This is a genomic window from Aequorivita flava, from assembly GCF_038742595.1.
Lineage (GTDB): Bacteria > Bacteroidota > Bacteroidia > Flavobacteriales > Flavobacteriaceae > Aequorivita > Aequorivita marisscotiae.
The window spans coordinates 276,611-301,926 of record NZ_JBANCF010000002.1 but is presented as its reverse complement, the minus strand read 5'-3'; the positions used below and the strand labels follow the sequence as shown (position 1 = coordinate 301,926).

The window sequence follows — 25,316 nt, the reverse complement described above, 5'->3', positions numbered from 1 at the left end:
TTAAAAAATTATTCAGGTTTAAGCTCTTCTTTAGAATTTTCAGAATCAAAATTTTCGTTGTTTCTATCTGAATATTTTTTTTCCAGTTCGGCTTGAAATTCTTCCATCACTGGTTTTACTGTGCTTTCCGGTAAATCTGCAATACGAATGTACATTAAACCATCTACCGCATTATTAAAGAGCGGATCTACATTAAACGCCACTACTTTTGCATTTTGCTTAATGTATTTTTTAATTAGCACGGGTAAACGAAGACTTCCCGGTTCTACTTCGTCTATTATTTTATCAAATTTATTGAGATCGGCTTCACTTTCGTCGAAGATAAAGTCTTTGTCGGCATCTTTCAGTTTTACTTTATACTCTTTTTTTGGATTTATATATTGCGCCACATACGGATCGTAGTAGTTAGATTTCATAAACTCAATCATCAAACTTTTTGAAAATTCTGAAAACTTGTTGCTAATACTAACTCCACCAATTAAATAACGATGTTCGGGGTAGCGCAGTGTGGTGTGTACAATTCCTTTCCAAAGTAGAAAAAGTGGCATGGGCCGGAGTTGGTATTCTTTTATAATGAAAGCGCGTCCCATTTCAATAGACTTGCTCATCATGTCGTACAATTCGGGTTCAAACCTAAAAAGATCCTGTAAATAAAACCCGTCTATTCCGAAGCGCGCAAATATCTCGGAACCGAGTCCCATCCGGTATGCTCCGGCCATTTTCTGCGCATCATTATCCCACAAAAACATATGGTGGTAATAGCTGTCAAATTTATCTAAGTCGGTACTGTTATTGGTGCCTTCTCCCACCTCGCGGAAGGTAATTTCGCGCAATCGGCCAATTTCTTGTAATATGTATGGAACTGAATTTGCTTCGGCCAAAAACACTTCGTAATTTTTACTTATAAGCAATCGTTTATCGTTTTCGCGAAGTTTTTCAATTTCGGCTTCCATGGCTTCCAACGGAATGGGGCCTGCAATTTTCTTGGGTGGCTTTGGAAATTTTAGCGTTTTTGGAATGCTATCCAACAATTTTTTCTTCTGAAACGCATTGGAGAGCATATACGTTTTCTTCCTGAGAAATTCGGTAAATGAAGCCAGCGATTGGTGTTCCTTTTGGTCTTCAACCGAAATAGGATTACCAATCCGCACCTTTATTAAACGCTCTTTTTGTGTTAATAATTCTGAAGGTAGTTTTGCGGTTCGCAGTGTATCGCTCATTTTTGCCAAACGGTAAAATAGTTTGCTGTTTTTGGCGTGAAAATAAATTGGTACTACGGGTACTTCGGCTTTTTGTACGAGTTTCATTGCCGCTTCTTCCCAAGGTTTGTCTATTAATAATCTGCCATCTCTATAGGTAGAAACTTCGCCAGCCGGAAAAATACCCAACGGTTGTCCTTGACGCAGATGTAGGATGGCATTTTTAAAACCTGAAATACTCGATTTAGCATCCTTTCTATCTTCAAAAGGATTTACGGGCATTACATAAGGTTTTAACGGTTCTATACGATGCAGTAAAAAATTGGCGACTATTTTAAAATCTGGGCGTTGTTCCAGCAATAATTTTAGGAGCAATATACCATCAATACCACCGAGCGGATGGTTCGAAATTGTAATAAAAGCACCTGTTTTTGGGATACGTCGAAGATCTTCTTCGGGAATTTCAAACTTTATTTCGAATTCTGAAATTAACCCATTTATAAACTCAAGGTCGTTTAAATGTTTGTTTCTGTCGTAAATCTGATTGAGTGTAGAAATGTTTAAAACCTTCATTAAGGACCAACCCATAAATGTACCCAGAAAGCCGAATTTATCGACGTTTATCGCTTTTGCAACTTCCTTTGCGTTGACTAATCCCATGAAATTAATTGGTTGTTTGTATCAAACAAAGATAACGAAACATCAATGATAAACTTTATACAAATCAATCAATGTCCTGTAAAGATGTTTCACTTGGCTTTTAAAATCCAATTTCTAAATACAAATAAAATTGCTTATTCCTTAATTACTAATTGAACCGTTTCTTTACTTTCCTGTTTTAAAAGTACATTTTTGTTTTCGGCAAGTGCCTTTACTTCTGAAGGGTTAAAATGACGAATGGTGTAGAGGGTAACATTTTCGTTCCATTTAACGCTAAAGTTTTCTCTAAGTTTTGCCAGTAAAGCCTCTAAATTTTGGAATTTGTTATCTACACAAACAGAAAAACTAATGGCTGAATTTTGAATTAAATTCACCTTCATTTTATATTCGTGAAGTAGTTTAAACACATCGCCAATATTGTCTTCCATCATAAATGAAAAATCTAAAGACGATAACGAAATTAATACCTGCTCCTTTTTCAATATAAAAGATGAAGTAAACGGATCCAGAACAACTCCTTTGCCAACGCAGGTTCCGGGGGCTAAAGGATTAAGAAACGATTTTACATACAGCGGAATTTCCTTTCGTTGCAAAGGCTGTAACGTTTTTGGGTGTATAACAGAGGCACCGTAAAAAGCAAGTTCAATAGCCTCTCTATACGAAATATGGTTATAAAGTTGCGTTTGTGTAAAATAACGCGGGTCGGCATTTAATACCCCGGGAACATCTTTCCAAATTGTAACATTTTCGGCATTTAAACAATATGCAAAAATTGCGGCGGTATAGTCGCTACCCTCACGGCCCAAGGTGGTGGTAAAATTATTTGTGTTTTCAGCACCCAAAAAACCTTGGGTAATAGTAATTCCTGTATCACTTACTTTTTCTGAAATTTTTTGTTGCGTTTTTTCCCAATCTACTGTTGCATCGCGGTAATTCTCATTGGTTTTTATACATTGGCGCACATCTAACCATTTGTTTTGAATGCCCTTTTCTGTAAAATAAGTTGAAATAATTGTTGAAGAAATAAGTTCGCCGTATGAAACTACTTGGTCATAAACGAAGGCGTGATTTTTTGATTTATTGGTTTCCAGAAAATGTTTTAACTCGTTAAAAAGCGTATCTAATTTAGCAAAACATCCGTGTGAAGGCGAAAATAATCCCTTTAAAATTTCGAAGTGAAAATCATAAACAGTGTTAAGCGATTTATAGAGATTGTTTTTGTCAGAAAAATAATCATTTACCACATCTTCTAAGGCATTTGTTATTTTACCCATCGCAGAAATAACCACCACCAGATTTTTTTCGCCAGATTGATTAATTACTGAAAGTACATTTTTTATGTTTGCGGCATCCTTTGTGGAGGCACCGCCAAATTTGAATATTTTCATAAATAAAAAAGTTTACCAGAATACACGAATAACTTCTTTAAATATATTCGTGTGATTGTGGTCAAAATTTATTTTTTGCTTGATTTTTTAATATAATTCTGTAAGGCGTTCTCGTCCATATGTACAACACGCCAAGTTTCTAAAACGTTGGCGCCACTACGCTCGTAAAATCTTATTGCTCCGGTATTCCAATCCAAAACATCCCACGCCACACGTTTTAAGCCACGATCGTAAGCAAATTGCATTACCTGTTTATAAAGTTTTTCGCCAATGCCTTTTCCTCGTTCAGATTCTTTTACAATTAAATCTTCTAAGTGAAGCGTGCGTCCCTTCCAAGTAGAAAAACGGAAGTAAATTAGTGCGGCCCCAACAATTTCATTTTCCAACTCGGCAACGAAGCATGTAAATAACGGATTTTCGCCATAGCCCTCGCGTTCCAATTCTGCAACATTTACTTCAACCGCATTGGGTTCATTTTCAAAAATAGCGAGCTCTTTTATTAGTTCTAAAACTTGTGGCATATCAGATTTTACAGCTTCCCGTATATTCATCATTTTATGTTTTTTAACTGAATGGTGTCTATTTCAGTTTCTATTTTGTTTTACCTCAACAAATATCGGTTCAATTTCTTAAAAATCCCGATATTTGCGGGAAATTCAGGATACCTTCAACCCTATGGCAAAAATAAATCAATCTCTCGGAGAATTTATCATTGAAAACCAAAGCGAATTTAAATATTCATCCGGAGAGCTTTCACGGCTAATCAATTCTATTCGCTTAGCTGCAAAAGTTGTAAATCACAAAGTAAACAAAGCAGGATTGGTAGATATTTTGGGAACAGCCGGAAACCACAACGTGCAAGGCGAAGACCAACAAAAACTAGATGTATTTGCCAATGAGGTTTTTATAAACACGCTTACCAATCGTGAAATTGTTTGCGGAATTGCCAGTGAAGAGGAAGACGACTTTATAACCATTAAAGGTAGAAATCAGAAAAACGATAATAAATATGTGGTCCTGATGGATCCTTTAGACGGGTCCTCAAATATTGATGTTAACGTTTCAGTAGGTACTATTTTTTCAATTTTTAGAAGAATTACGCCTTCGGGAACTCCTGTTACTATCGACGATTTTCTGCAACCTGGCATTAATCAGGTGGCCGCAGGATATATAGTTTATGGTACTTCTACCATGATTGTTTATACCACTGGGCACGGCGTAAATGGCTTTACTTTAAATCCGGCAATTGGCACCTATTATCTTTCACATCCAAATATGAAATTTCCTGAAGACGGACATATATATTCTGTAAACGAAGGAAACTATGTTCACTTTCCCCAAGGTGTAAAAGATTATATAAAATATTGTCAAAAAGAAGAAGACGATCGTCCGTACACCTCGCGATATATTGGTTCGTTAGTTTCAGATTTTCACAGAAATATGATTAAAGGCGGAATTTATATTTATCCAAATACATCCAAAGATCCAAATGGAAAACTGCGACTTTTGTACGAATGCAACCCCATGGCAATGATCGCAGAACAAGCAGGAGGAAAGGCTAGTAATGGTTTTGAGGATATTTTAAATATTAAACCTACAAGTTTGCACCAACGCGTTCCGTTTTTCTGCGGAAGCACTAAAATGGTAGAGAAGGCCGAAGAATTTATGAAAAAGTCTCAATAGTTCATTTTTAGCAGTTTTAAATAAAGCAACCCTAATTTAAACACATAAAAAAAGCTCCGAAAGGAGCTTCTTTATTTTATAGATGTTATATTTCCAGTAAGGAAATTATGGCAACTTACTTTTTATTCAATAAATAACGGTAATCTTCAAAATCTAGCCCGCCGCTGTAAATTTCAATGGAACGTTTAATAAGATGTTGGGCAGTTTCAGCATTATATCCCAAACCAATGGCATATCTTTCAAGTAGAAAACGCTCGTGATCGTCAATTTCATTATCTGCAAAAACCATTTCGAACAAATCGTGAATACGCTCTAAACGCCGTTCTGCATCATTGGGAGGATTTATCGGGTATTTTCCGGGATTTTTTAATACAGCTATATACTCAGATTCCTCAATATCGAGCTTTCGGGCAAAACGCTTTAAGAGTTTTTCCTCTTCTGGATTAATTTCACCATTAACCGAAGCAATATTTGCAATAGATGCAAAGTGTCCTAAATTTCGGGAATGCTCCCCACTTTCGAATAAATCTGTAAATGACATAAATTTGGTTTTATGGTACAAATATAAAATTTGTAATCCACTTTTTACACCTTATTTGTTCTGAAAAAAGCAGGACCCCTAAACTTTTCTTAATAACCCACACCACAAACTCGTCTTTCAGTATTTTTAAGCTGCTATAAAAGGAAAAATGACGCAACCATTACTTGTTTTTAACGATAAAGGAATTTACTGCCAGCAGGCAGATGTGTATATAGACGCCTGGCGGCCTGTAGATAAATGCATCGTAACCCACGGCCACGCAGACCACAGCCGGTGGGGGCATAAGCAATATATTACACACACTAATAATGTGCCGATTATTAAACATCGACTGGGTGAAATTTCAGTAACCGGTAAAGCTTGGAATGAAACGTTCACCATTAATGGCGTAAAATTTTCACTTCACCCCGCAGGGCATATTATTGCTTCATCGCAAGTAAGGGTTGAATATAAAGGTGAAGTTTGGGTTTTTACGGGCGATTTTAAAACCGAAGACGACGGCTTGGCAGAAGTTTACGAACCTGTAAAATGCCACACATTTATTACCGAATGTACTTTCGGTTTGCCCGCCTTTAAATGGACTCCGCAAGCGGTAGTTTTCAACGATATAAACAATTGGTGGGCAACCAATAAAAGTGAGGGGCGGACGTCAATTCTTTTTGGTTATAGTTTAGGAAAAGCGCAGCGATTACTAAAACATTTAGACGCTTCCATCGGAAAAATTTACACCCACGGCGCCGTTGAAAATATGACGGAAGTAGTTAAGGAAAATTATAAACTACCCGAAACTACTTTAATCACGCGCAATACATCCAAAGAAGAAATAAAAGGAAACATAATTGTTGCCCCACCGAGCGCCCACGGCAGTACGTGGATTCGAAGATTTGTGCCCTATGTAACCGCTTCTGCCAGCGGCTGGATGACCTTTCGCGGCGCGCGAAGAAGACGCGCAATAGACCGCGGATTCGTCTTGAGCGACCACGCCGATTGGGAGGGTTTGCTTTCGGCAATTGATGCCACGGGCTGCGAAAAAGTAATCGCCACGCACGGATACACAGATATTTTTGCGAAATATTTGCGGGAAGAATTAGGCTACGACGCAAGAACCGAAAAAACGCAATACGAAGAGGAGAGTGCCGAAATTGATAAGAAAATTGAAAATGAAGATTAATATTTCAATACATATAAAATTCCCCCTTTGGGGGCAAGGGGGACTATGAAGCAATTTGCCCAACTCATAAAAAAGCTCGACAGCACCAACAAAACCAATGAAAAGGTGGCGGCGCTAACAACTTATTTTCAAAATGCAAATGAGGAAGATAAACTGTGGACCATCGCCATTCTTTCGCACCGTCGCCCAAAACGCCCCGTAAATACAACGTTGCTCAGACTTTGGGCAACGGAAATAAGTGGCATTCCTCTTTGGCTTTTTGAAGAAAGTTATCATATTGTGGGCGATTTGGCAGAAACCATTGCTTTAATTTTGCCAACTTCGGAAACACATTCCGATAAATCGCTTTCACAATTTATTTCCGAAATTATTGAATTGCGGTCACTTTCCGAACCGGAAAAAAAGAAATATTTACACGACAATTGGCTGGCTTTAAACTATTTTGAAAGGTTTGTTTTCAATAAAATCCTCACTGGAAGTTTTAGAATAGGCGTTAGCCAAAAATTGATGACGCGCGCTCTCGCCAAAGCTACAGAGATTGATGAAGATGTTTTGGCGTATAAATTAATGGGCGATTGGACCCCAGAAACCACTACGTATGAAAAACTAATTCTCGAAACAAATAAAGAGGATTACCTAAGTAAACCCTATCCGTTTTATTTGGCCTATGCAGTCGAAGACGGTTTCCAGGAAGATTTGGGACCAATTTCCGATTGGAGTTTTGAGCATAAATGGGATGGCATCCGGAGTCAGGTTATTATTCGAAACGACGAGGTATTTGTATGGTCCAGAGGTGAAGAATTGGTGACAGATAAATATCCCGAGTTTCAAAATTTTTTGAAGGCAATTCCCAACGGCACCGTGATTGATGGTGAAATATTGCCTTTCGGCGACGGGGAGATCGGTAATTTTAATGCACTGCAAACGCGTATAGGAAGAAAAAATGTTTCAAAAGCACTCTTAAAAAAAACACCCGTAATTTTAAATGCGTACGATTTGCTGGAGTGGAATGGTGAGGATATTAGGCAAAAACCGTTTGCGGAAAGAAGGGAGATTTTGGATGAAATAATTCAAAGAATCAATTCCGAAGAAATAGGGCTGTATTTAAGTGAAACAATGATTTTTGAAACCTGGGAAGAAGCCGCCGCAGAGCGCGATCTTTCCAGAGAAAAACGCAGCGAAGGTTTGATGCTGAAACGCAAGGATTCACCGTATTTAGTAGGCAGAAAAAAAGGAGATTGGTGGAAGTGGAAAATTGATCCCTTTACTATTGATGCAGTTTTAACCTACGCCATGCGTGGGCACGGAAGGCGCGCCAATCTTTATACAGACTACACTTTTGCACTCTGGAATGAAGGCGAGCTGGTAACTTTTGCAAAGGCTTACTCCGGATTAACAGATGCGGAATTCAGACAAGTTGATAATTGGATAAAACGAAACACCTTAGAACGTTTCGGGCCTGTACGAAGTGTAACTCCGCATCATGTTTTTGAAATTGCTTTTGAGGGAATTGCTGAAAGTAGCCGCCATAAAAGCGGTATTGCAACTAGATTTCCGCGGATTCTTCGTTGGAGAAAAGACAAACCAATTTCTGAAGCCAATACTCTGGATGATCTTAAAGCCTTAATTCCAAAATGAAACAATCTGAACTTATTTCAATTGCGGAAGATTGGTTTCAATCAAAAAATTGGAAGTCATTTCCTTTTCAAAAAAAAACGTGGAAAGCATTTCTGGGCGGGAAGCACGGCCTTTTAAATGCCCCAACCGGAAGTGGGAAAACCTATGCGCTTTGGGTACCAATCGTACTTCAATATTTAAAGGAAAATCCCGCGTATAAAACAAAACATACAAAAGGACTAAAAGCCATTTGGATTACCCCATTGCGCGCTCTTTCTGTAGAAATTCAACAAGCGGCACAGCGTTTTGCCGACGATTTGGGAACAGGATTAACCGTTGGGATCCGCACAGGCGATACCACCCAAAGCGAACGCGCAAAGCAAAAACGCCAAATGCCCGATCTGCTGATAACGACACCCGAAAGTCTGATGCTTTTGCTGGCGTCAAAAGATTATGATAAAATCTTTAAGCCATTAACTGCGATTGTGGTTGATGAATGGCACGAACTTTTGGGAAGTAAACGCGGCGTACAAATGGAACTCGCGCTTTCACGTTTAAAAACGGTTTCAAAACATTTGAGAATTTGGGGAATTTCGGCGACCATTGGAAATCTTGAAGAAGCACAGGATGTACTTTTGGGAATGGATTCTGAATTCAGAAAAAATGCAGTTTTGATTAAATCCAATCAAAAGTCGAAAATAGAAGTACGTTCCATCATTCCAAAAAAGATGGAAACTTTTCCTTGGCGCGGGCATTTAGGACTGCATCTTTTGGAAGAAATTGTTCCAATAATTAAGACTAGCAAAACCACGATTATTTTTACAAATACACGCGGACAGTGCGAAATCTGGTTTCAGAAACTACTCGAAAAACATCCCGAGTTTGCCGGCGAAATTGCAATGCACCACGGAAGCATCGGTAAAGATACGCGGCTGTGGGTGGAACAGGCTATTCGCAATGAATCGTTATTGGCGGTAGTTGCAACCTCCAGTCTCGATTTGGGGGTTGATTTTGCACCTGTAGAAACGGTAATTCAAATTGGCGGACCTAAAGGAGTTGCCAAATTTCTTCAACGTGCAGGGCGAAGTAATCACCGTCCGGGGGAGCCTTCGGTTATTTACTTTTTGCCAACCCACGCTTTGGAATTGTTGGAGGCTTCGGCTTTAAAACGGGCTGTAAAAGATGAAGTTGTTGAAGATAGAAATCCGTATTTGCTCAGTTTTGACGTGTTAATTCAGTATTTGGTGACACTTTCGGTAAGTAACGGATTTTTTCCAAAGGAAATTTTCCCAGAAATTAAAAAAACCTTTTGCTTTCAAGGAATAACAGAGGAACAGTGGAAATGGTGCCTAAATTTTATAACTATTGGAAGCCAAAGTTTGCAAGCCTACGACGAATATAAAAAAGTTGAAGTTACTCCCGAAGGGCTATTTAAAGTGGAAAGCAGGCAGATTGCAATGATGCACCGTTTGAGTATTGGCACAATAGTGAGTGATAGTATGATGCTCGTAAAATATGTTTCCGGCGGATTTATTGGCACGATTGAAGAATGGTTTATCAGTAAAATGAAACCCGGTGACACCTTTGTTTTTGCAGGAAGAACTTTGGAATTGGTCAGAATTCGGCAAATGCAGGCTCAAGTTCGAAAAAGCAGCAAACGAACTGCAAATATTGTAAGTTTTATGGGTGGGCGTTTGCCCCTTTCTTCACAAATGAGCAAAATTTTACGTGAAGAAATGCAGAGTGAGGCGGACCATAAACGAAACACGCCAGAATTAAAGGCGCTGCGTCACATTTTTGACAGACAGGAACGCGAAAGTATTGTTCCCGGCGAAAACGAATTTTTGATTGAAACCTTTAAAACTCGCGAGGGCTATCACGCGCTTTTTTACCCTTTTGAGGGGCGATTTGTACACGAGGCAATGAGCAGTTTGCTGGCATACCGGATAAGTTTGCTATTGCCGATTACCTTCTCTTTGGCGTACAACGACTACGGCTTTGAACTTCTAAGCGATCAGTTTTTGGATATTCAAACGGTGTTGGACAACAATCTTTTTTCTTCAGAATATTTATATGAAGACCTTCAAAAAAGTTTAAATTCCACTGAATTGGCTCGTCGAAAATTTCGAGATATTGCTGTAATTAGCGGCATGGTTTTTCAAGGATATCCAAACAAAGTCATTAAAACAAAACATTTGCAAAGCAACAGTCAATTGCTTTTTGACGTTTTTCGGGATTACGAATCCGACAATCTTTTGTACCTTCAAGCCTATCGTGAAACTTTTGAACATCAATTGGAGGAAGGCAGATTGCGGCAAGCTTTGGAACGTATAAATTCACAAAAAATAATTTGGAAACAATGTGAAAAAGCAACGCCTTTCAGCTTTCCGATTATTACGGACAGGCTCCGCGAAAAACTTTCTTCGGAAAAATTGGCGGATCGGATTAAAAAAATGACTTTGCAATTGGAAAAATGATACAAAATATTTCAATTAAAAATAACGACTTCAAATTACACCCTAGTGGCGCCATCTTTTGGAAAGACAAGAAAATGCTGTTAATCGCCGATGTTCATTTGGGAAAAGTGGCACATTTCAGAAAACACGGCGCGCCCGTTCCGGCAAGTGCATCATTTCAGAATCTAGAGAAACTTACCGAACTCAGTAATCACTTTCAGCCTAAAACTATTTGTTTTTTAGGCGATCTTTTTCACAGTAAACTAAACCAAGAGTGGCATGATTTTGAAAAGTGGGTGGAATACACAAAAGCCGAGATAGTGCTTATTTCAGGCAATCACGATATTATTCCAAAGTATTTATACGAAGAGTTGGGAATTAAGGTTTTTGACGAATTTTTGCTCGACGGTTTTTTGTTGACCCACCATCCCACTGAAATAAAAGGTACCTTCAATTTTTGTGGACACGTGCATCCGGGCGTTCGGATGAAGGGCGTGGGCAGGCAATACCTGCGGTTTTCGTGTTTTTATAAAACCCTTAACAGCCTTATTCTCCCTGCTTTTGGAAACTTTACGGGAAAGCATATTTTAAAACCTTCAGAAAATGATGAAATATTCGCCATTGTTGAAGGAGAAGTAATTTGTGTTTCAAGAAACTAATTTATTATGAAAAAAACACTACAAATAGCTAACATCATTGCCTTTGTGGCAACGGTATTCGTAAACTATCTTTCTAACACTGGGGCGATTAACAACACGACGATTGGCGAAATTTCAAATTCCTCCAAAAATCTTTTTACGCCTGCGGGATACGCTTTTTCTATATGGGGACTTATTTATTTAATGCTTTTGGGGTTTATAATTTATCAAAGTCGAAGTCTTTTCGCAAAAGTGAAGGATGATGATTTTATCCTGAAAACTGGCTGGTGGTTTGTACTTTCTTGCTTTGCCAACATTATGTGGATTACTTTCTGGCTATATGGCTACATGGAATATTCAATTCTCGCCATTTTTATACTGCTTTTTTCACTTTTAAAAATTGTAATGAATAACCGGATGGAACTTTGGGACGCACCAATTTCGGTCATTGCATTTCTTTGGTGGCCTTTCGTTTTTTACAGCGGTTGGGTTACCGTTGCCAGTATCGCAAATGTTGCAGCATATTTAACAAGCATTAATTGGAATGCCTGGGGTTATAGCGAGATTTCGTGGACGGTAACGATGATAATCATAGCGGGAATCATTAATCTAGTTGTTACATGGCGAAGAAACATGCGCGAATTTGCCTTGGTGGGCGTGTGGGCCTTAGCGGCAATAGCAGTCGCTAATTGGGAAGTGAGCCAAACCGTTGCCTATGCCGCAATTGCAGTGGCTGCTGTGCTTTTTGTGAGCAGTGGATATCACGCATTCAAAAATCGCGATACCAGTCCTGTGAATAAATGCAAGGAATATTTAAATAGATAATTTCGTACTTCTCACTTCCCAACTCGTACTTCTTTATACCATTCCCTTAATGTCATTGCCCCAAGTGGGGTACGCAAAAATCATTGCTTTTAAATTTTCGGTAGTTAATTTTCCGCACATTGCGAGGACGAAAAGATTGATCATTTCTCCGGCTTCGGCAGCGACTATATGGGCGCCCAATACAATATTTCGTTCTTTGTCCACAATTGTTTTGTACGCATAAACTTCTTCTTTGATTCGCTTCGCGTTAAACCATTTCGGAACGCTTTTGTATTCCACCACAAAATCGTAGCCCTTTTCTTTTGCTTCTTTCTCGGTTAAACCTATTGCAGCAATCTGCGGAATAGTAAAAACAACCGATGGAACCGGCGGAAAATCCATTTTAGTACTGTTTCCCTGACGGATATTCAATGAAACAATCCGAGCTTCCTGCGAAGAAGTGGGCGTTAACGGTAAAGAACCACTTGCCGAAACATCACCGCAAGCGTAAACGTTTTTATTGGTTGTATTTTGAAGATATTCGTTCACCGAAATTCCACCTTTTTCAAAAGTAACATTTCCTTTTTCCAAATCAAGTTCATCAATTGAAGGTGCGCGACCAGCAGTGTTAAAAACCATTCTGGTATCAATTGATTCGGTTTTACCATTTTTTTTAAATGAAACACGATAATTTTTCTGAAGTTTTTCAACTTTAGAAACTTCGGCATTGAAAATAAATTTGATTCCCAATTCTTCCGAAGCTTTTGTGAGGTGCGAAACGATATCGGCTTCAAAAGGTGCGAGCGGACGATTCTCAAATTCTATCACTGTTACTTTTGCGCCACAACGTGCTGCAATATGTGCAAACTCCATCCCAATATATCCGGCGCCCACAAATACAATGCTTTCGGGCAGATTTTCCAAATTCAAAAAATCATCGCTAACCTTCAGATTTTCCCTTCCAGGAATTTTCAGCTCTATTGGCTTTTGTCCCGTTGCAATTACAATCTTTTTTGCACGGACTGTTTTTCCCTCTACCGAAAGAGTGTTTTCATCTAAAAATTTGGGCGATTGATGATACATTTCAATTCCCACTTCATTTAAATCTCTTTCAGTGGCAGCCGGCACGGCATCGGTAAAAGTGGATTTAAACTTTTGAAGATCCTTCCAACTTATTTTTGGAACGGAAACAATTCCTTTCCCTTTTAAATTTTCTGAAAGCTGCATTGCTTCTGTAATTCCCACCAAAACTTTTTTCGGATCGCAACCTCTATTGGCGCAAGTTCCGCCAAATTCTCGGTTGTCGGCAATCGCCACTTTCATTCCTTCGGCAGCACAATCGTATGCCACAGTTTTGCCTGCAGTTCCGGTTCCTATTACAAAAACGTCGTATTCTTTTTGTGCCATAACAATACCCGCCCTTCGACTATCGCTCAGGATAAACTTTGTCGGGTAACTTTTAATGATAATCTACGAATCTAAAAGTAGTTAATGCAAAATGGTCATTATGTTATCAAAATGATAAAGTTGTTTGAAAAACCTCACAGGTCTTTGAGACCTGTGAGGTTTGATTTATATTTGCCGTCCCGATGAGCAAAACTCTAGTTACGTCACTTTATTCTCAGTCTTCGCAAACACGAAAACTGGAGGAAACTATTGTCCAATCTCAAAAAAGTACATCGGTTTCAGGTCTTGTGGGTTCTTCGCTCTCGATAGTTTTAGCCCAAACTTTTCGAAATACGGATTTGCCATTTTTGCTAATTTTAAATGATAAAGAAGAAGCCGCTTACCATTTAAACGATTTGGAAAATTTATTGGGCGATAAAAATGTGCTTTTTTATCCGGGAAGCTATCGGCGGCCCTATCAAATTGAAGAGACAGACAACGCCAATGTTTTATTGCGAAGCGAGGTTTTAAATCGAATAAATTCCCGCAAAAAACCCGCGCTTATTGTAACCTATCCCGAAGCGCTTTTTGAGAAAGTTGTAACTCGAAAAGAGTTGGAACGCAACACCTTGAAAATTGCCATAAACGACCAACTTTCAATAGATTTTGTAAACGAGGTTTTGTTTGAATACCGCTTTAAACGTACCGATTTTGTTACCGAACCGGGCGAATTTTCAGTGCGTGGGGGAATTTTGGACGTGTTCAGTTTTAGCAACGATGAACCTTACAGAATTGAATTTTTTGGGGATGAGGTTGATAGTATTCGAACCTTCGATGTGGAAACGCAACTTTCGTTGGAACAGGTGAAAAAAGTATCAATCATTCCGAATGTGGAAAACAAAATGGTCGATGAAAATCGCGAAAGTTTTTTGAAGTATATAGCTTCAAAAACAGTGGTTTTTCTAAAAAACGAAGAGCTTTTCAGTAGCGCGATAAATAATCTTTTCAAAAAAGCGACAGAAGCTTTTAATTCAATCGATTCAGAAATAAAACGCGCAAAACCTTCGGAATTATTCTGTACTTCGGAATTGTTAAACGAGCAATTGAATGATTTTACAAAAGTTCAACTAAGCATTAATAAAACTTTCCTCCCCTCGGGAGGGGCTGGGAGTGGGCTTTCGTTTTCAACCAAACCGCAACCATCATTCAACAAACAATTCAACTTACTGATTGAAAATTTGAATGATAATACCGAAAAAGGGTATAAAAACTACATTTTTTGCAGCAGCGAACAGCAGGCAAAACGATTTCACGATATTTTTGAAGATGCTGAACAGAATGTAAATCAATTTGAAACTATTGTTTTTCCGCTATTTCAAGGATTTATTGATGACGATTTAAAAATTGTTTGCTACACTGATCATCAAATTTTTGAGCGTTACCATAAATTTCAACTGAAAAATGGATACGCTAAAAAACAGGCAATTACTTTAAAGGAAATTACCAATCTGGAAGTGGGCGATTATGTAACGCATATTGACCATGGAATAGGGAAATTTGGCGGTTTGCAGAAGATTGAGGTAGAAGGAAAAATGCAGGAAGCCATTAAACTTTTTTATGGCGAGCGCGATATTTTATATCTCAGTATTCATTCGCTGCATAAGATTTCAAAATACAACGGCAAGGATGGGAGAGAGCCCAAAATCTATAAATTGGGCAGCGATGCGTGGAAAAAATTAAAGCAAAAAACCAAAACGCGCGTTAAGGAAATTGCTTTCAATTTAATTGAATTATACGCCAAACGCCGCACGCTAAAAGGTTTCGCCTTTGACCCCGATAGCTATTTGCAAGCCGAATTGGAATCGTCCTTTATTTATGAAGATACCCCGGACCAGAGTACAGCAACCGAAGATGTAAAAAAAGATATGGAAAACGAGCGCCCAATGGATCGTTTGGTCTGTGGCGATGTGGGTTTCGGAAAAACGGAAGTGGCCATTCGAGCGGCTTTTAAAGCAGTTGACAATGGAAAACAGGTCGCAGTTTTGGTGCCAACAACTATTTTGGCATTTCAGCATTTTAAAACATTTTCAGAGCGTCTTTCGGAGATGCCCGTGAAAGTTGATTATTTAAACCGTTTTAGAACTGCGAAAGAACGAAGAACCGTTTTGGAAGAGTTGAAAAATGGTAAACTCGATGTTGTTATCGGCACTCATCAATTAGTAAACAAATCGGTTGAATTTAAGGATTTGGGACTTTTGATTATTGATGAAGAGCAAAAATTTGGAGTAGCCGTAAAAGACAAATTAAAGACCATTAAAGAAAATGTAGATACGCTCACGCTAACGGCAACGCCCATTCCGCGAACGTTGCAGTTTAGTTTGATGGCCGCACGTGACCTTTCGGTAATTACCACGCCGCCGCCAAACCGCTATCCCGTGGAAACGCACGTTATTCGTTTCGGGGAAGAAAGTATTCGCGATGCGGTTCGCTATGAAATTTCGCGCGGAGGCCAGGTTTTCTTTGTTCACAACCGAATTGAAAATATAAAAGAAGTCGCTGGGATGATTCAACGTTTGGTGCCAGATGCCAAAATTGGAATTGGTCACGGCCAAATGGACGGGAAAAAACTGGAAGATTTAATGCTTCGATTTATGAACAATGAATTCGATGTTTTGGTATCCACAACTATTATTGAAAGTGGCTTGGACGTACCGAACGCCAATACTATTTTCATCAATAATGCTAATAATTTCGGACTTTCAGATTTACACCAAATGCGCGGTCGTGTTGGGCGAAGCAACAAAAAAGCGTTTTGTTATTTTATCACTCCGGAATATTCGGCAATGACGGACGAAGCGCGAAAACGAATTACGGCTTTGGAACAATTTTCAGAATTGGGCAGCGGCATCAACATCGCGATGAAGGATTTGGAAATCCGCGGTGCTGGCGATTTATTGGGTGGTGAGCAGAGTGGATTTATAAACGAAATTGGTTTTGAAACCTATCAAAAAATTCTAGCCGAAGCGATTGAGGAATTGAAGGATAAAGAGTTTAAAAATTTGTACGAAGAAACAGAAGGTCCGAAGAAGAATTTCGTAAAAGAAATGACCATCGACACCGATTTCGAACTTCTTTTCCCAGATGATTACGTTAACAATATTACCGAAAGACTTAATCTATATACCAAACTGAACGAGTTGAAAAACGAAGCCGAGCTTCAAAAGTTTGAAAAAGAATTGCTGGACCGTTTTGGGGAAATGCCAAAACAAGCCGAAGATTTACTGAACAGTGTTCGCATAAAATGGATTGCAATATCTATGGGCTTGGAACGATTAATTATGAAGCAGAAAAAAATGGTAGGTTATTTTGTGGCAGACCAACAAAGTGCTTTTTACCAAAGTCCGTCGTTTACAAAAGTGCTTCAATACGTGCAAACCCATTCACAAAAAGTAACAATGAAGGAAAAGCAAACCCGCAACGGATTGCGATTATTGCTTAATTTTGAAGGAATTTATTCGGTTGAAAAAGCGCTTCGGGCTTTGGAGCCTTTTTCTGAATAACAAATCATTTCATCTGTATAGAATATTTGATAAAGTGAAAGATGGAATGCCCGAATTATTCATCGTCGGTTTATATGCAAATTGTTTACAGGCATTTCGTATATTTGGTTTATGTCCGCAACAAATAATTTTACTATTAAACAACTTGCCGAGGCTTTTCAGGAATTGAGTATTTCTGAAAGAGCAAAACTTGCATCTCTTCTACCAGAAGAATGGTTTAAAAATTCAAATGATTTGACTGAAATCCAGAAACAAGCTTTGGATTTTGCTTCAGAAAAGGAAAATGAAGGAAGAGCGGTTTTTCATACGTGGGAAGAAGTTGAAAATTATGTGAAGAATAGAAGCTGATGGGCAACTATCGAATTTTGATAGAAGAGGATGCAAAATTCGATATTGCCGAAGCCTACGATTGGTATTCAAAAATATCATTGAAAATTTGCGCGTCCTTTCTTACTGAAATAAAGAAAACCATAGCGTATTTATCGAAAAATCCTTTTCTTTTTCAATTTGTTTATAAAGATTTTAGACAGGTTCCAGTCAAAAAATTCCCGTTCGTTATTCTTTACAAAATTGATTCGGAAAATGTGAAAATTTTTCGAATTTTCCCGACAAATATGAATCCTGATAATAAATTTAAGGTTTTCAGAAAATAAGTAATATCTTCTAAAATCAACAAATGTCGGGCAAATGTCGGGTGAAATTCACTTGAAAAGATTGTACTATATTTACTGCCATCGTACTATTGCTTCATAAAATTTTAAAAAATGAAACAACCAGAACTCGGTCGAAAAATTTTGGAACTCCGAAAGCAAAAAGGCTTTACGCAGGAAGAACTTGTGGAGCAATGCAACATAAACGTGCGGACCATTCAGCGTATTGAAGCGGGTGAAGTAATGCCGCGCAGCTTTACACTGAAAACCATACTTAATGTGTTGGGCGAAGATTTGGAAAAATTGCAAGAATCAGAACCTTCTTTTTTTAAAAATATCGATTTAAAGGAAATAGCATTTTCAGCGTTTTACATAAAACTCGCTTGGATCTGTGGAATTATTTATTTCCTTTCCGGTTTTGTGGAATTTGCAGTGGACTACGCCCGATTTTATGAAGATGAATTGATACTGCCAAAAGCCGCTTACATAAGTATGAAATTTATTATAATGCTGGCCTTTATTTATTTTTCATGGGGTTTTGTTTTAAGCGGGAAAATCTTCAATAATTATTTGCTGAAAATTGGAGCTTACTTTTTAATTGGCACCACCATTTTATTTTATGGGTATGATATGGTTTCACTTTATTTTGAGCCATTTTATATTGAATACGTAATTACAATACAATCTATTTTCTGTGGAATTGGAAGTGTTATTTTTGGATTGGCGTTAATGCGATTGAAAGGTAATTTCGGGAAAATTCCAGAAATTGCCGGCGGATTTCAGGTAGTGAGCGGAATATTGTTCACCTTGGTTTTTATGGCGTGGTTGGGACTTGCCTTTTTAATTCCGGCTACTATTTTGCAAATTATTTTGCTTTATAAAATTGAAGATTTATTAAAAACCGAAAGAGATTTCCGCCAAAGTTTATCCTGAGCGACAGTTGAAGCACAGGAATTAAAAGTGATAAAAAGCATTTTCAAAATGTTCCAGTTTTTCCTCTTTTTGGTTTTTTAGAATTGCAATAATATCAAACCGAACTTCCACATTTAAATTATTTGAAACAATATATTCATTGGCCGCTTTTACCAAAAGTTTGATTTTTGAAGGAGTTACAAAGCTTTGCGGATCGCCAAAAAATGCGCTGTTTCGGGTCTTTACTTCTACAATAACAACGGTTCCTTCTTCTTTTTGAGCAATTATATCTATTTCGGCCTTTTGAAAATAAAAGTTACGACGTAGAATTTTATAACCCCTTTTCAATAAATATTGTGCGGCTATTTCTTCACCTATTTTTCCTAGTTCGTTGTGGCTTGCCATTTTTTTAAAGAGCGTAAAAGTTTACTTCTTAAAGCTTAAAGCAATATTGTTTTTCGTTACTTTTAATTCTACTTCCCGACCCAAAATCAAAGCCCGATTATCATTAATATGTCCCGCCGGAAAATTGAAACACACGGGAAAATTATATTCTGAAACTAAATCAAAAATAATCTCTTCCGCCGTTTTTCCGAAAGGAACAGCATTATCGTGCATATTGGTCATTCCGCCTACAATCAATCCTGAAAGATTTTGTAGCATGCCGTTGCGTTTTAGATTCATCATCATTCTATCAATATGGTACAGATATTCGTCCAAATCTTCAATAAAAAGTATTTTACCTTCGGTATTCAGCGAAGAATTACTTCCGCATAGCGAATAAATGAGTGAGAGGTTTCCGCCAACCAATGGCCCTTGTGCGGCTCCGAGTGTATTTAATTTCTCGTTGGAAGCAATACTGATTTCGTAATCACCTCCAAACAATATTTCTTTAATTGAAGTGGAAGTTGCCTTCGACTTATTTTCAAGATTTTGTAAAATTTGGGCGTGCAAAGTTTCAATTCCCAATGTATGAATATGTGAATGAAGCGCAGTTACATCGCTATAACCAATAACCCATTTCGGATTTTTTCTAAAGTTTGAAAAATCCAGCTTATCAATTATCCGAACGGTGCCATACCCGCCTTTTGCGCACCAAATAGCCTTTATTTTAGGGTCATCAATCATTTGTTGAAAATCTGCTGCACGCAAATCATCACTTCCTGCAAATTGGTTTTCTTCGGCACCGATGGTTTTACCCAAAACAGTTTTCAGCCCCCAACTTTCAAGCAGTTGCAGTGCCGGTTTAATTTCTTCTTTTGAAATTTTACGCGCGGTTGAAACGATGCCAACTGTATCGTTCTTTTGTAGTCTGTTTGGAGTAATCATGGATTTATTTAAAACCACAAATTACTACATTTATATGTACTTTTGTGCCTGCCCGCTCATTTTGGCGGGCTTTCAAAAAAAATTATGGACAAGAACCCAAACAGATATACCATTACCGCCGCGTTGCCATACACAAACGGACCCGTACACATTGGCCATTTGGCTGGCGTTTACGTGCCAGCAGATATTTACGCGCGTTATCAACGACTTCAAAAAATGGATGTTGCCTTTATCTGCGGAAGCGATGAACACGGCGTGCCAATTACTATAAAGGCAAAAAAAGAAGGTATTACGCCTCAGCAAGTGGTAGATAAATATCACGCCATTATTAAAAAGAGTTTTGAGGAATTCGGAATATCCTTTGATAATTATTCGCGGACTTCTGCGAAAATTCATCATAAAACTGCTTCAGAATTTTTTAAGAAGTTATACGAGAACGGTAAATTTACCGAAGAGATTACCGAACAATTATATGACGAAGAAGCCAATCAATTTCTTGCAGACCGATACATTACCGGTACGTGTCCAAAATGCGGCCATGAAGAAGCTTATGGCGACCAATGTGAAAAATGTGGTTCCAGTTTAAACGCTACCGAATTAATTAATCCGAAAAGTGCTATCTCGGGAAATGTACCAATTCTTAAAGAAACAAAGCATTGGTTTTTACCACTGAACGAATACGAAGATTTCCTAAAACAGTGGATACTCGTTGACCATAAAAAGGATTGGAAAACCAACGTTTACGGACAGTGCAAAAGCTGGATCGATGACGGTTTACGGCCGCGTGCGGTAACCCGCGATTTAGATTGGGGAATTCCCGTGCCAGTGGAAGGAGCAGACGGAAAAGTACTATACGTATGGTTTGACGCGCCCATTGGTTATATTTCTTCAACGAAGGAATGGGCCGAGCGCGAAGGAAAAAACTGGGAAGATTATTGGAAAAACGATAAAACCAAAATGCTTCACTTTATTGGGAAGGACAATATTGTTTTCCATTGCATTATTTTTCCAACAATGTTAAAAGCCGAAGGGGGTTATATTTTACCCGAAAACGTTCCAGCTAATGAATTTCTGAATCTGGAAGGCAATAAAATTTCAACCAGTAAAAACTGGGCGGTTTGGTTGCACGAATATTTGGAGGATTTTCCAAACCAGCAAGATGTTTTGCGATATGTATTAACGGCAAATGCCCCAGAAACAAAGGATAATGATTTTACTTGGGCAGATTTTCAAGCCCGAAATAATAATGAATTGGTTGCCATCTTTGGAAATTTCATAAATCGAGTGATGGTTTTAACTGATAAATATTACGAAGGAGTTGTGCCCGAGCCTGCTGTTTTTTCAGAAATTGACGAGCAGATTTTAAACGAATTAAAAGCGTATCCTGCAGTAATAGCAAGTTCGTTGGAACGTTACCGTTTCCGCGAAGCTCAGGCAGAATTAATGAACGTCGCCCGCCTCGGAAACAAATATCTTGCAGACGAAGAGCCGTGGAAAACAATAAAAACCGACGAAGAGCGCACCAAAACAGTAATGTATGTTGCCTTGCAAATAGCTTCTGCTTTGGCAGTTTTGAGTGAACCATTTTTGCCGTTTACTTCAGACAAGTTGAAAGACATGCTCAATGTCAGGTCGAGCGCAGTCGAGACCTCATTGGGCTGGAACGATATTTCTTTAAAAACAGAATTATTAAAACCGGGTCATAAAATAAACAAAGCCGAATTGCTTTTCAGCAAAATAGAAGACGAACAAATTCAGCAACAATTAGATAAACTACAAGCCAGTAAAAAGATGAATGAGATTGCCAATAAAAAAGTAACGCCGCAGAAAGAAACAATTCAATTTGATGATTTCACAAAACTCGATATGCGAGTGGGAACAATCATTGAAGCTGAAAAAATGCCAAAAGCAGATAAGCTTTTAGTTTTAAAAGTAGATACAGGAATCGACGTTCGTACTATAGTTTCAGGAATTGCTGAAAGTTTTAAGGCTGAAGATATCATCGGGAAAAAAGTTACGGTTTTGGTAAATCTTGCTCCAAGAAAACTGCGTGGCGTGGAAAGCCAAGGTATGATTTTAATGACTGAAAATGCGGAAGGGAAACTTGTTTTTGTTAACCCTGGGGAAGAAGGGGTTGAAAATGGGGCTACGATAAACTAACAAAAAAATCTGCGAAAATCTGCGCGATCTGCGGGCGATATTAAACATACATACCCTATTGAAAACATTAGTAGCTTATATAACCTCCCAAACCCAACTCCCAAAAAAAAGCGTTGAAAACACCGTAAAACTTCTAAACGAGGACTGCACCATTCCCTTTATTTCACGCTATCGAAAGGAACTGACTGGAAATCTGGATGAGGTTCAAATTGGCGAAATCGTAAAATTCAAGGAACAATATGAAGCATTAGAAAAGCGGAAAGCTACTATCCTAAAATCCTTGGAAGAGCAAGAAGTTTTAACAGCAGAACTTCAAAAAAGCATTGAAGAAGCAACAGATTTAATCGCTTTGGAAGATTTGTATTTGCCGTACAAAAAGAAGCGAAAAACAAAAGCTGATACCGCGCGCGAAAATGGTTTGGAGCCTTTGGCGAAAATTATAATGGCGCAAACACGAAGTATTTCGAGTTCTGAAATTTCTTCGCTCGCTTCAAGATATGTAAAAGGCGAAGTAAATTCCGAAGATGAAGCTTTGGAGGGCGCCCGACACATCATTGCCGAATGGATAAACGAACGCACCGATATTCGGAATATGCTTCGGAATCAATTGGAACGTTATGCAACAATTTCGACTAAAGTTGTAAAGAAAATGGCCGATGATGAAAAAGCCCAGAAATTCCGTGATTATTTTGATTGGAATGAAGCATTAAACAGAATTCCTTCACATAGATTATTGGCAATTCTTCGTGCAACTTCCGAAGGATTTATTCGAAATAAAATAGAAATCGACGATGAAAAAGCACTTTCTAAAATTGAAGACCGCGTTGTAAAGTCTAAAGATGCCGCTTCAAAACAAATAAAACTCGCGATTGAAGATAGCTACAAACGTCTTTTGTTTCCGGCACTTTCAAACGAAACGCTTTCCGCTGCAAAGGAAAAGGCGGATGAAACAGCTATTAACGTTTTTGCCAAAAACTTAAAGCAACTTTTGCTCGGTTCGCCTTTGGGTGAAAAACGTGTTTTGGCAATTGATCCTGGGTTTAGAACGGGTTGCAAAGTAGTTTGCCTGGATGCACAAGGCAATTTGCAGCACAATGAAACCATTTTTCCGCATCCGCCAAAAAACGATTCTTCAACCGCGATGAAAAAGATAAGTTCGCTTGCCGACGCCCATAAAATTGAAGCAATTGCGATTGGCAACGGAACAGCTTCGCGAGAAACAGAGCAGTTTATAAAACGAATTCACTTTAAAAATCCACCACAGGTTTTTGTGGTTAGCGAAGCCGGGGCCTCAATTTATTCGGCGTCAAAAATTGCACGTGATGAATTCCCGAATTACGACGTTACGGTGCGCGGCGCAGTTTCTATCGGTCGTCGTTTGCAGGATCCGTTGGCGGAGCTGGTAAAAATTGATGCCAAATCTATCGGTGTTGGGCAGTATCAGCACGATGTAGACCAGACAAAACTTCAAAATTCGCTCGATACAACCGTAGCGTTATGTGTGAATTCGGTGGGGGTAAATATCAATACCGCGAGCATTCCGCTACTGAGTTATGTTTCGGGGATTGGTCCAAAATTGGCTGAAAATGTGGTGAATTATCGTGAAGAAAATGGCGCTTTTGCTTCCCGTGAAGAAATAAAAAAGGTGTCACGTTTGGGTGAAAAGGCTTTTGAACAAGCGGCTGGCTTTCTTCGTATTAAAAATGGTAAAAATCCGTTGGACGATTCTTCGGTGCATCCCGAAAGTTATTCGGTTGTTTCAAAAATGGCGAAGGATGAAAAAGTAAACGTGCAAGATTTAATTGGCAATAAAACATTGCTTCAGAAAATAAATCTTGAAAACTATATTTCAGAAAAAATAGGGCTTATAACTTTAAAGGATATTTTAAAGGAACTTGAAAAACCGGGCTTGGATATTCGTGAAGAGGCGAAGGTTTTTACCTTCAATCAAAATATAAAAACCATTGCTGATTTGCAGGAAGGACAACTGCTGCCGGGGATTGTAAACAACATTACCAATTTTGGCGCTTTTGTGGATATTGGTATAAAGGAAAGCGGTTTGATCCACGTTTCGAACCTTGCAGATGCTTATGTTTCTGATGTGAGCGAGCATGTACATTTGCACCAACAAATAATTGTAAAAGTGCTTGATGTTGATGTTGCGCGGAAACGGATTCAGCTAAAATTGCATAAATAGCTTATAGATTTAATGCATTTTTAAGTACACTTCTCGATTGGCTGCCGTAAATACCATCTACCGTAATATTATTGCTTGTTTGAAACGCTTTTAATGCGGCTTCGGTTTTTGGTCCAAATACACCATCTGCGCTACCATCCAAAAAATCTAATTTAATCAATATTTTCTGCAGTAATTTTACGTTTCCGTTGCTGTCGCCTCTCCTTAAATAGCCAGTAGGAACTTTTATATCTTCTTGTAAATCTGCAGTAAGACTTCTGAATTCCAGTATTCTGGATATGGGAAAAGTTTGAATATTTACTTCGTCATCTTGATTGCCTCCAATACAATAAATGGATTTACCACTTTTAGTGAAGCCCAAAAAGAAACCGACGTGGCCAAAGGCACTGGTTCTGCTTTTTCGCCAAAATACCACTACATCGCCCGGTTGCGGCCAATCTGTTTTAGCGCCAATATTCAACCAACTTCTAGCCATGGCGCTATTAGACCTCGGCAAATTGGCCTGTAATGCCACCCAATTTGCAAAAATGCTACACCAAGCAACCTCGTCGTTGCCAAAGTTTAGCCCTGTCATTTCTTGATATTCAAGAATACGTTCGTTATGATTGGTACCTTTAATTTCTTTTTGGCCCAATTCGCCCAATGCAATTTTTATCGTTTCTCCCAACATAATAAAATAATTTTCAGCAATAATGAATTTACTATCTCTGTAATATAATTGGGGATACAGTTTTAAATATACGCAAAAAAACAATATCTTTTTTATGAATTCAATAAATAGATTATGCAATTGCAGCTAAATATGTGTAAAAGCTATTAAAATTTAGATTTTTGTTTAGGTGCAGTAAGGGTTTAATTCAATGTTACAAAAATAATTTAACACCTTAGGTATTCTTAAAATTTCACTTAAATCATTAAACAGTGGTATTTAAAGACTAATTTTGCGGCTTTTTACTTTAAATCGC

Annotated in this window: 20 protein-coding genes; 12 read left to right on the top strand and 8 right to left on the bottom strand. The window is 38.3% G+C overall.

Features of this window, described 5'->3' with window-relative positions; all coding sequences use genetic code 11:
- Nucleotides 1-8: 8 nt before the first annotated feature.
- The 3 genes from VZD24_RS03720 to VZD24_RS03710 form a co-directional block, all read right to left on the bottom strand.
- Complete coding sequence (locus tag VZD24_RS03720; RefSeq protein ID WP_279449724.1) at nt 9-1,859, bottom strand: GNAT family N-acyltransferase; 1,851 nt, start codon at nt 1,857-1,859, stop codon at nt 9-11.
- A gap of 134 nt (nt 1,860-1,993) precedes the next feature.
- On the bottom strand, nt 1,994-3,247 hold the full coding sequence (locus tag VZD24_RS03715) for an aspartate kinase (RefSeq protein ID WP_342686815.1): 1,254 nt from the start codon (nt 3,245-3,247) through the stop codon (nt 1,994-1,996).
- A 68-nt stretch (nt 3,248-3,315) separates the two neighbouring features.
- Complete coding sequence (locus VZD24_RS03710; RefSeq protein WP_342686959.1) at nt 3,316-3,798, bottom strand: GNAT family N-acetyltransferase; 483 nt, start codon at nt 3,796-3,798, stop codon at nt 3,316-3,318.
- Between the two features lie 124 nt (nt 3,799-3,922).
- On the opposite strand from VZD24_RS03710, the gene fbp reads away from it, so the two are divergent.
- Nucleotides 3,923-4,930 (top strand): class 1 fructose-bisphosphatase, encoded by a 1,008-nt coding sequence (gene fbp / locus VZD24_RS03705; RefSeq protein ID WP_342686816.1) that lies wholly within the window; start codon nt 3,923-3,925, stop codon nt 4,928-4,930.
- 115 nt (nt 4,931-5,045) lie between these two features.
- Here fbp and VZD24_RS03700 read toward each other — a convergent pair whose 3' ends face one another.
- Nucleotides 5,046-5,471 carry a tellurite resistance TerB family protein gene (locus VZD24_RS03700; protein WP_279449727.1) on the bottom strand — a complete coding sequence of 142 codons (426 nt, stop codon included), beginning with the start codon at nt 5,469-5,471 and terminating at the stop codon, nt 5,046-5,048.
- Nucleotides 5,472-5,619: 148 nt separating this feature from the next.
- On the opposite strand from VZD24_RS03700, the gene VZD24_RS03695 reads away from it, so the two are divergent.
- From VZD24_RS03695 to VZD24_RS03675, 5 genes are read left to right on the top strand one after another with little or no spacing between them, the layout of a single operon-like run.
- Complete coding sequence (locus VZD24_RS03695) at nt 5,620-6,642, top strand: ligase-associated DNA damage response exonuclease (RefSeq protein WP_342686817.1); 1,023 nt, start codon at nt 5,620-5,622, stop codon at nt 6,640-6,642.
- A gap of 45 nt (nt 6,643-6,687) precedes the next feature.
- Nucleotides 6,688-8,280 (top strand): ATP-dependent DNA ligase, encoded by a 1,593-nt coding sequence (locus tag VZD24_RS03690; protein WP_342686818.1) that lies wholly within the window; start codon nt 6,688-6,690, stop codon nt 8,278-8,280.
- Nucleotides 8,277-10,736 carry a ligase-associated DNA damage response DEXH box helicase gene (locus tag VZD24_RS03685; protein ID WP_342686819.1) on the top strand — a complete coding sequence of 820 codons (2,460 nt, stop codon included), beginning with the start codon at nt 8,277-8,279 and terminating at the stop codon, nt 10,734-10,736. The genes VZD24_RS03690 and VZD24_RS03685 overlap by 4 nt, the downstream gene beginning before the upstream one ends.
- Nucleotides 10,733-11,374: a ligase-associated DNA damage response endonuclease PdeM gene (gene pdeM / locus VZD24_RS03680; RefSeq protein ID WP_342686820.1), complete on the top strand. Its 642-nt coding sequence runs from the start codon at nt 10,733-10,735 to the stop codon at nt 11,372-11,374. The genes VZD24_RS03685 and pdeM overlap by 4 nt, the downstream gene beginning before the upstream one ends.
- Before the next feature lie 6 nt (nt 11,375-11,380).
- Complete coding sequence (locus tag VZD24_RS03675) at nt 11,381-12,178, top strand: TspO-related membrane protein (RefSeq protein WP_342686821.1); 798 nt, start codon at nt 11,381-11,383, stop codon at nt 12,176-12,178.
- 33 nt (nt 12,179-12,211) lie between these two features.
- Here the strand turns inward: VZD24_RS03675 and VZD24_RS03670 are convergent, their stop codons facing one another.
- On the bottom strand, nt 12,212-13,564 hold the full coding sequence (locus VZD24_RS03670) for a dihydrolipoyl dehydrogenase family protein (protein ID WP_342686822.1): 1,353 nt from the start codon (nt 13,562-13,564) through the stop codon (nt 12,212-12,214).
- A gap of 182 nt (nt 13,565-13,746) precedes the next feature.
- Here VZD24_RS03670 and mfd point away from each other — a divergent pair, with 182 nt between their 5' ends.
- From mfd to VZD24_RS03655, 4 genes are all read left to right on the top strand, one after another.
- Nucleotides 13,747-17,103 carry a transcription-repair coupling factor gene (gene mfd / locus VZD24_RS03665; RefSeq protein WP_342686824.1) on the top strand — a complete coding sequence of 1,119 codons (3,357 nt, stop codon included), beginning with the start codon at nt 13,747-13,749 and terminating at the stop codon, nt 17,101-17,103.
- 111 nt (nt 17,104-17,214) lie between these two features.
- Complete coding sequence (locus tag VZD24_RS03660) at nt 17,215-17,451, top strand: hypothetical protein (RefSeq protein WP_279449735.1); 237 nt, start codon at nt 17,215-17,217, stop codon at nt 17,449-17,451.
- Nucleotides 17,451-17,756, top strand: a complete 306-nt coding sequence (locus tag VZD24_RS15225) for a type II toxin-antitoxin system RelE/ParE family toxin (protein ID WP_373693807.1) — start codon at nt 17,451-17,453, stop codon at nt 17,754-17,756. The genes VZD24_RS03660 and VZD24_RS15225 overlap by 1 nt, the downstream gene beginning before the upstream one ends.
- A gap of 111 nt (nt 17,757-17,867) precedes the next feature.
- Nucleotides 17,868-18,686 carry a helix-turn-helix domain-containing protein gene (locus VZD24_RS03655; RefSeq protein ID WP_279449736.1) on the top strand — a complete coding sequence of 273 codons (819 nt, stop codon included), beginning with the start codon at nt 17,868-17,870 and terminating at the stop codon, nt 18,684-18,686.
- A 21-nt stretch (nt 18,687-18,707) separates the two neighbouring features.
- Here VZD24_RS03655 and VZD24_RS03650 read toward each other — a convergent pair whose 3' ends face one another.
- Both VZD24_RS03650 and VZD24_RS03645 read right to left on the bottom strand, forming a co-directional pair.
- Nucleotides 18,708-19,070 carry a YraN family protein gene (locus tag VZD24_RS03650; RefSeq protein ID WP_342686825.1) on the bottom strand — a complete coding sequence of 121 codons (363 nt, stop codon included), beginning with the start codon at nt 19,068-19,070 and terminating at the stop codon, nt 18,708-18,710.
- A gap of 21 nt (nt 19,071-19,091) precedes the next feature.
- A complete protein-coding gene (locus VZD24_RS03645; protein WP_342686826.1) occupies nt 19,092-19,994 on the bottom strand; it encodes a S66 peptidase family protein in 903 nt (300 codons plus the stop codon).
- Between the two features lie 84 nt (nt 19,995-20,078).
- Here VZD24_RS03645 and metG point away from each other — a divergent pair, with 84 nt between their 5' ends.
- Both metG and VZD24_RS03635 read left to right on the top strand, forming a co-directional pair.
- On the top strand, nt 20,079-22,154 hold the full coding sequence (gene metG / locus VZD24_RS03640; protein WP_342686827.1) for a methionine--tRNA ligase: 2,076 nt from the start codon (nt 20,079-20,081) through the stop codon (nt 22,152-22,154).
- 58 nt (nt 22,155-22,212) lie between these two features.
- The gene (locus VZD24_RS03635) at nt 22,213-24,351 is read left to right on the top strand and encodes a Tex family protein (protein WP_342686828.1); all 2,139 of its coding nucleotides are present in this window, start codon (nt 22,213-22,215) and stop codon (nt 24,349-24,351) included.
- A gap of 1 nt (nt 24,352) precedes the next feature.
- On the opposite strand, the gene VZD24_RS03630 is transcribed toward VZD24_RS03635, so the two are convergent.
- On the bottom strand, nt 24,353-25,021 hold the full coding sequence (locus VZD24_RS03630; RefSeq protein ID WP_342686829.1) for a C40 family peptidase: 669 nt from the start codon (nt 25,019-25,021) through the stop codon (nt 24,353-24,355).
- Nucleotides 25,022-25,316 lie beyond the last annotated feature (295 nt).

Coding starts and splice junctions, on each gene's coding strand:
- VZD24_RS03720 (WP_279449724.1), bottom strand. CDS start 1,859: ATGGGATTAGTCAACGCAAAGGAAGTTGCAAAAGCGATAAACGTCGAT.
- VZD24_RS03715 (WP_342686815.1), bottom strand. CDS start 3,247: ATGAAAATATTCAAATTTGGCGGTGCCTCCACAAAGGATGCCGCAAAC.
- VZD24_RS03710 (WP_342686959.1), bottom strand. CDS start 3,798: ATGAATATACGGGAAGCTGTAAAATCTGATATGCCACAAGTTTTAGAA.
- fbp (WP_342686816.1), top strand. CDS start 3,923: ATGGCAAAAATAAATCAATCTCTCGGAGAATTTATCATTGAAAACCAA.
- VZD24_RS03700 (WP_279449727.1), bottom strand. CDS start 5,471: ATGTCATTTACAGATTTATTCGAAAGTGGGGAGCATTCCCGAAATTTA.
- VZD24_RS03695 (WP_342686817.1), top strand. CDS start 5,620: ATGACGCAACCATTACTTGTTTTTAACGATAAAGGAATTTACTGCCAG.
- VZD24_RS03690 (WP_342686818.1), top strand. CDS start 6,688: ATGAAGCAATTTGCCCAACTCATAAAAAAGCTCGACAGCACCAACAAA.
- VZD24_RS03685 (WP_342686819.1), top strand. CDS start 8,277: ATGAAACAATCTGAACTTATTTCAATTGCGGAAGATTGGTTTCAATCA.
- pdeM (WP_342686820.1), top strand. CDS start 10,733: ATGATACAAAATATTTCAATTAAAAATAACGACTTCAAATTACACCCT.
- VZD24_RS03675 (WP_342686821.1), top strand. CDS start 11,381: ATGAAAAAAACACTACAAATAGCTAACATCATTGCCTTTGTGGCAACG.
- VZD24_RS03670 (WP_342686822.1), bottom strand. CDS start 13,564: ATGGCACAAAAAGAATACGACGTTTTTGTAATAGGAACCGGAACTGCA.
- mfd (WP_342686824.1), top strand. CDS start 13,747: ATGAGCAAAACTCTAGTTACGTCACTTTATTCTCAGTCTTCGCAAACA.
- VZD24_RS03660 (WP_279449735.1), top strand. CDS start 17,215: ATGTCCGCAACAAATAATTTTACTATTAAACAACTTGCCGAGGCTTTT.
- VZD24_RS15225 (WP_373693807.1), top strand. CDS start 17,451: ATGGGCAACTATCGAATTTTGATAGAAGAGGATGCAAAATTCGATATT.
- VZD24_RS03655 (WP_279449736.1), top strand. CDS start 17,868: ATGAAACAACCAGAACTCGGTCGAAAAATTTTGGAACTCCGAAAGCAA.
- VZD24_RS03650 (WP_342686825.1), bottom strand. CDS start 19,070: ATGGCAAGCCACAACGAACTAGGAAAAATAGGTGAAGAAATAGCCGCA.
- VZD24_RS03645 (WP_342686826.1), bottom strand. CDS start 19,994: ATGATTACTCCAAACAGACTACAAAAGAACGATACAGTTGGCATCGTT.
- metG (WP_342686827.1), top strand. CDS start 20,079: ATGGACAAGAACCCAAACAGATATACCATTACCGCCGCGTTGCCATAC.
- VZD24_RS03630 (WP_342686829.1), bottom strand. CDS start 25,021: ATGTTGGGAGAAACGATAAAAATTGCATTGGGCGAATTGGGCCAAAAA.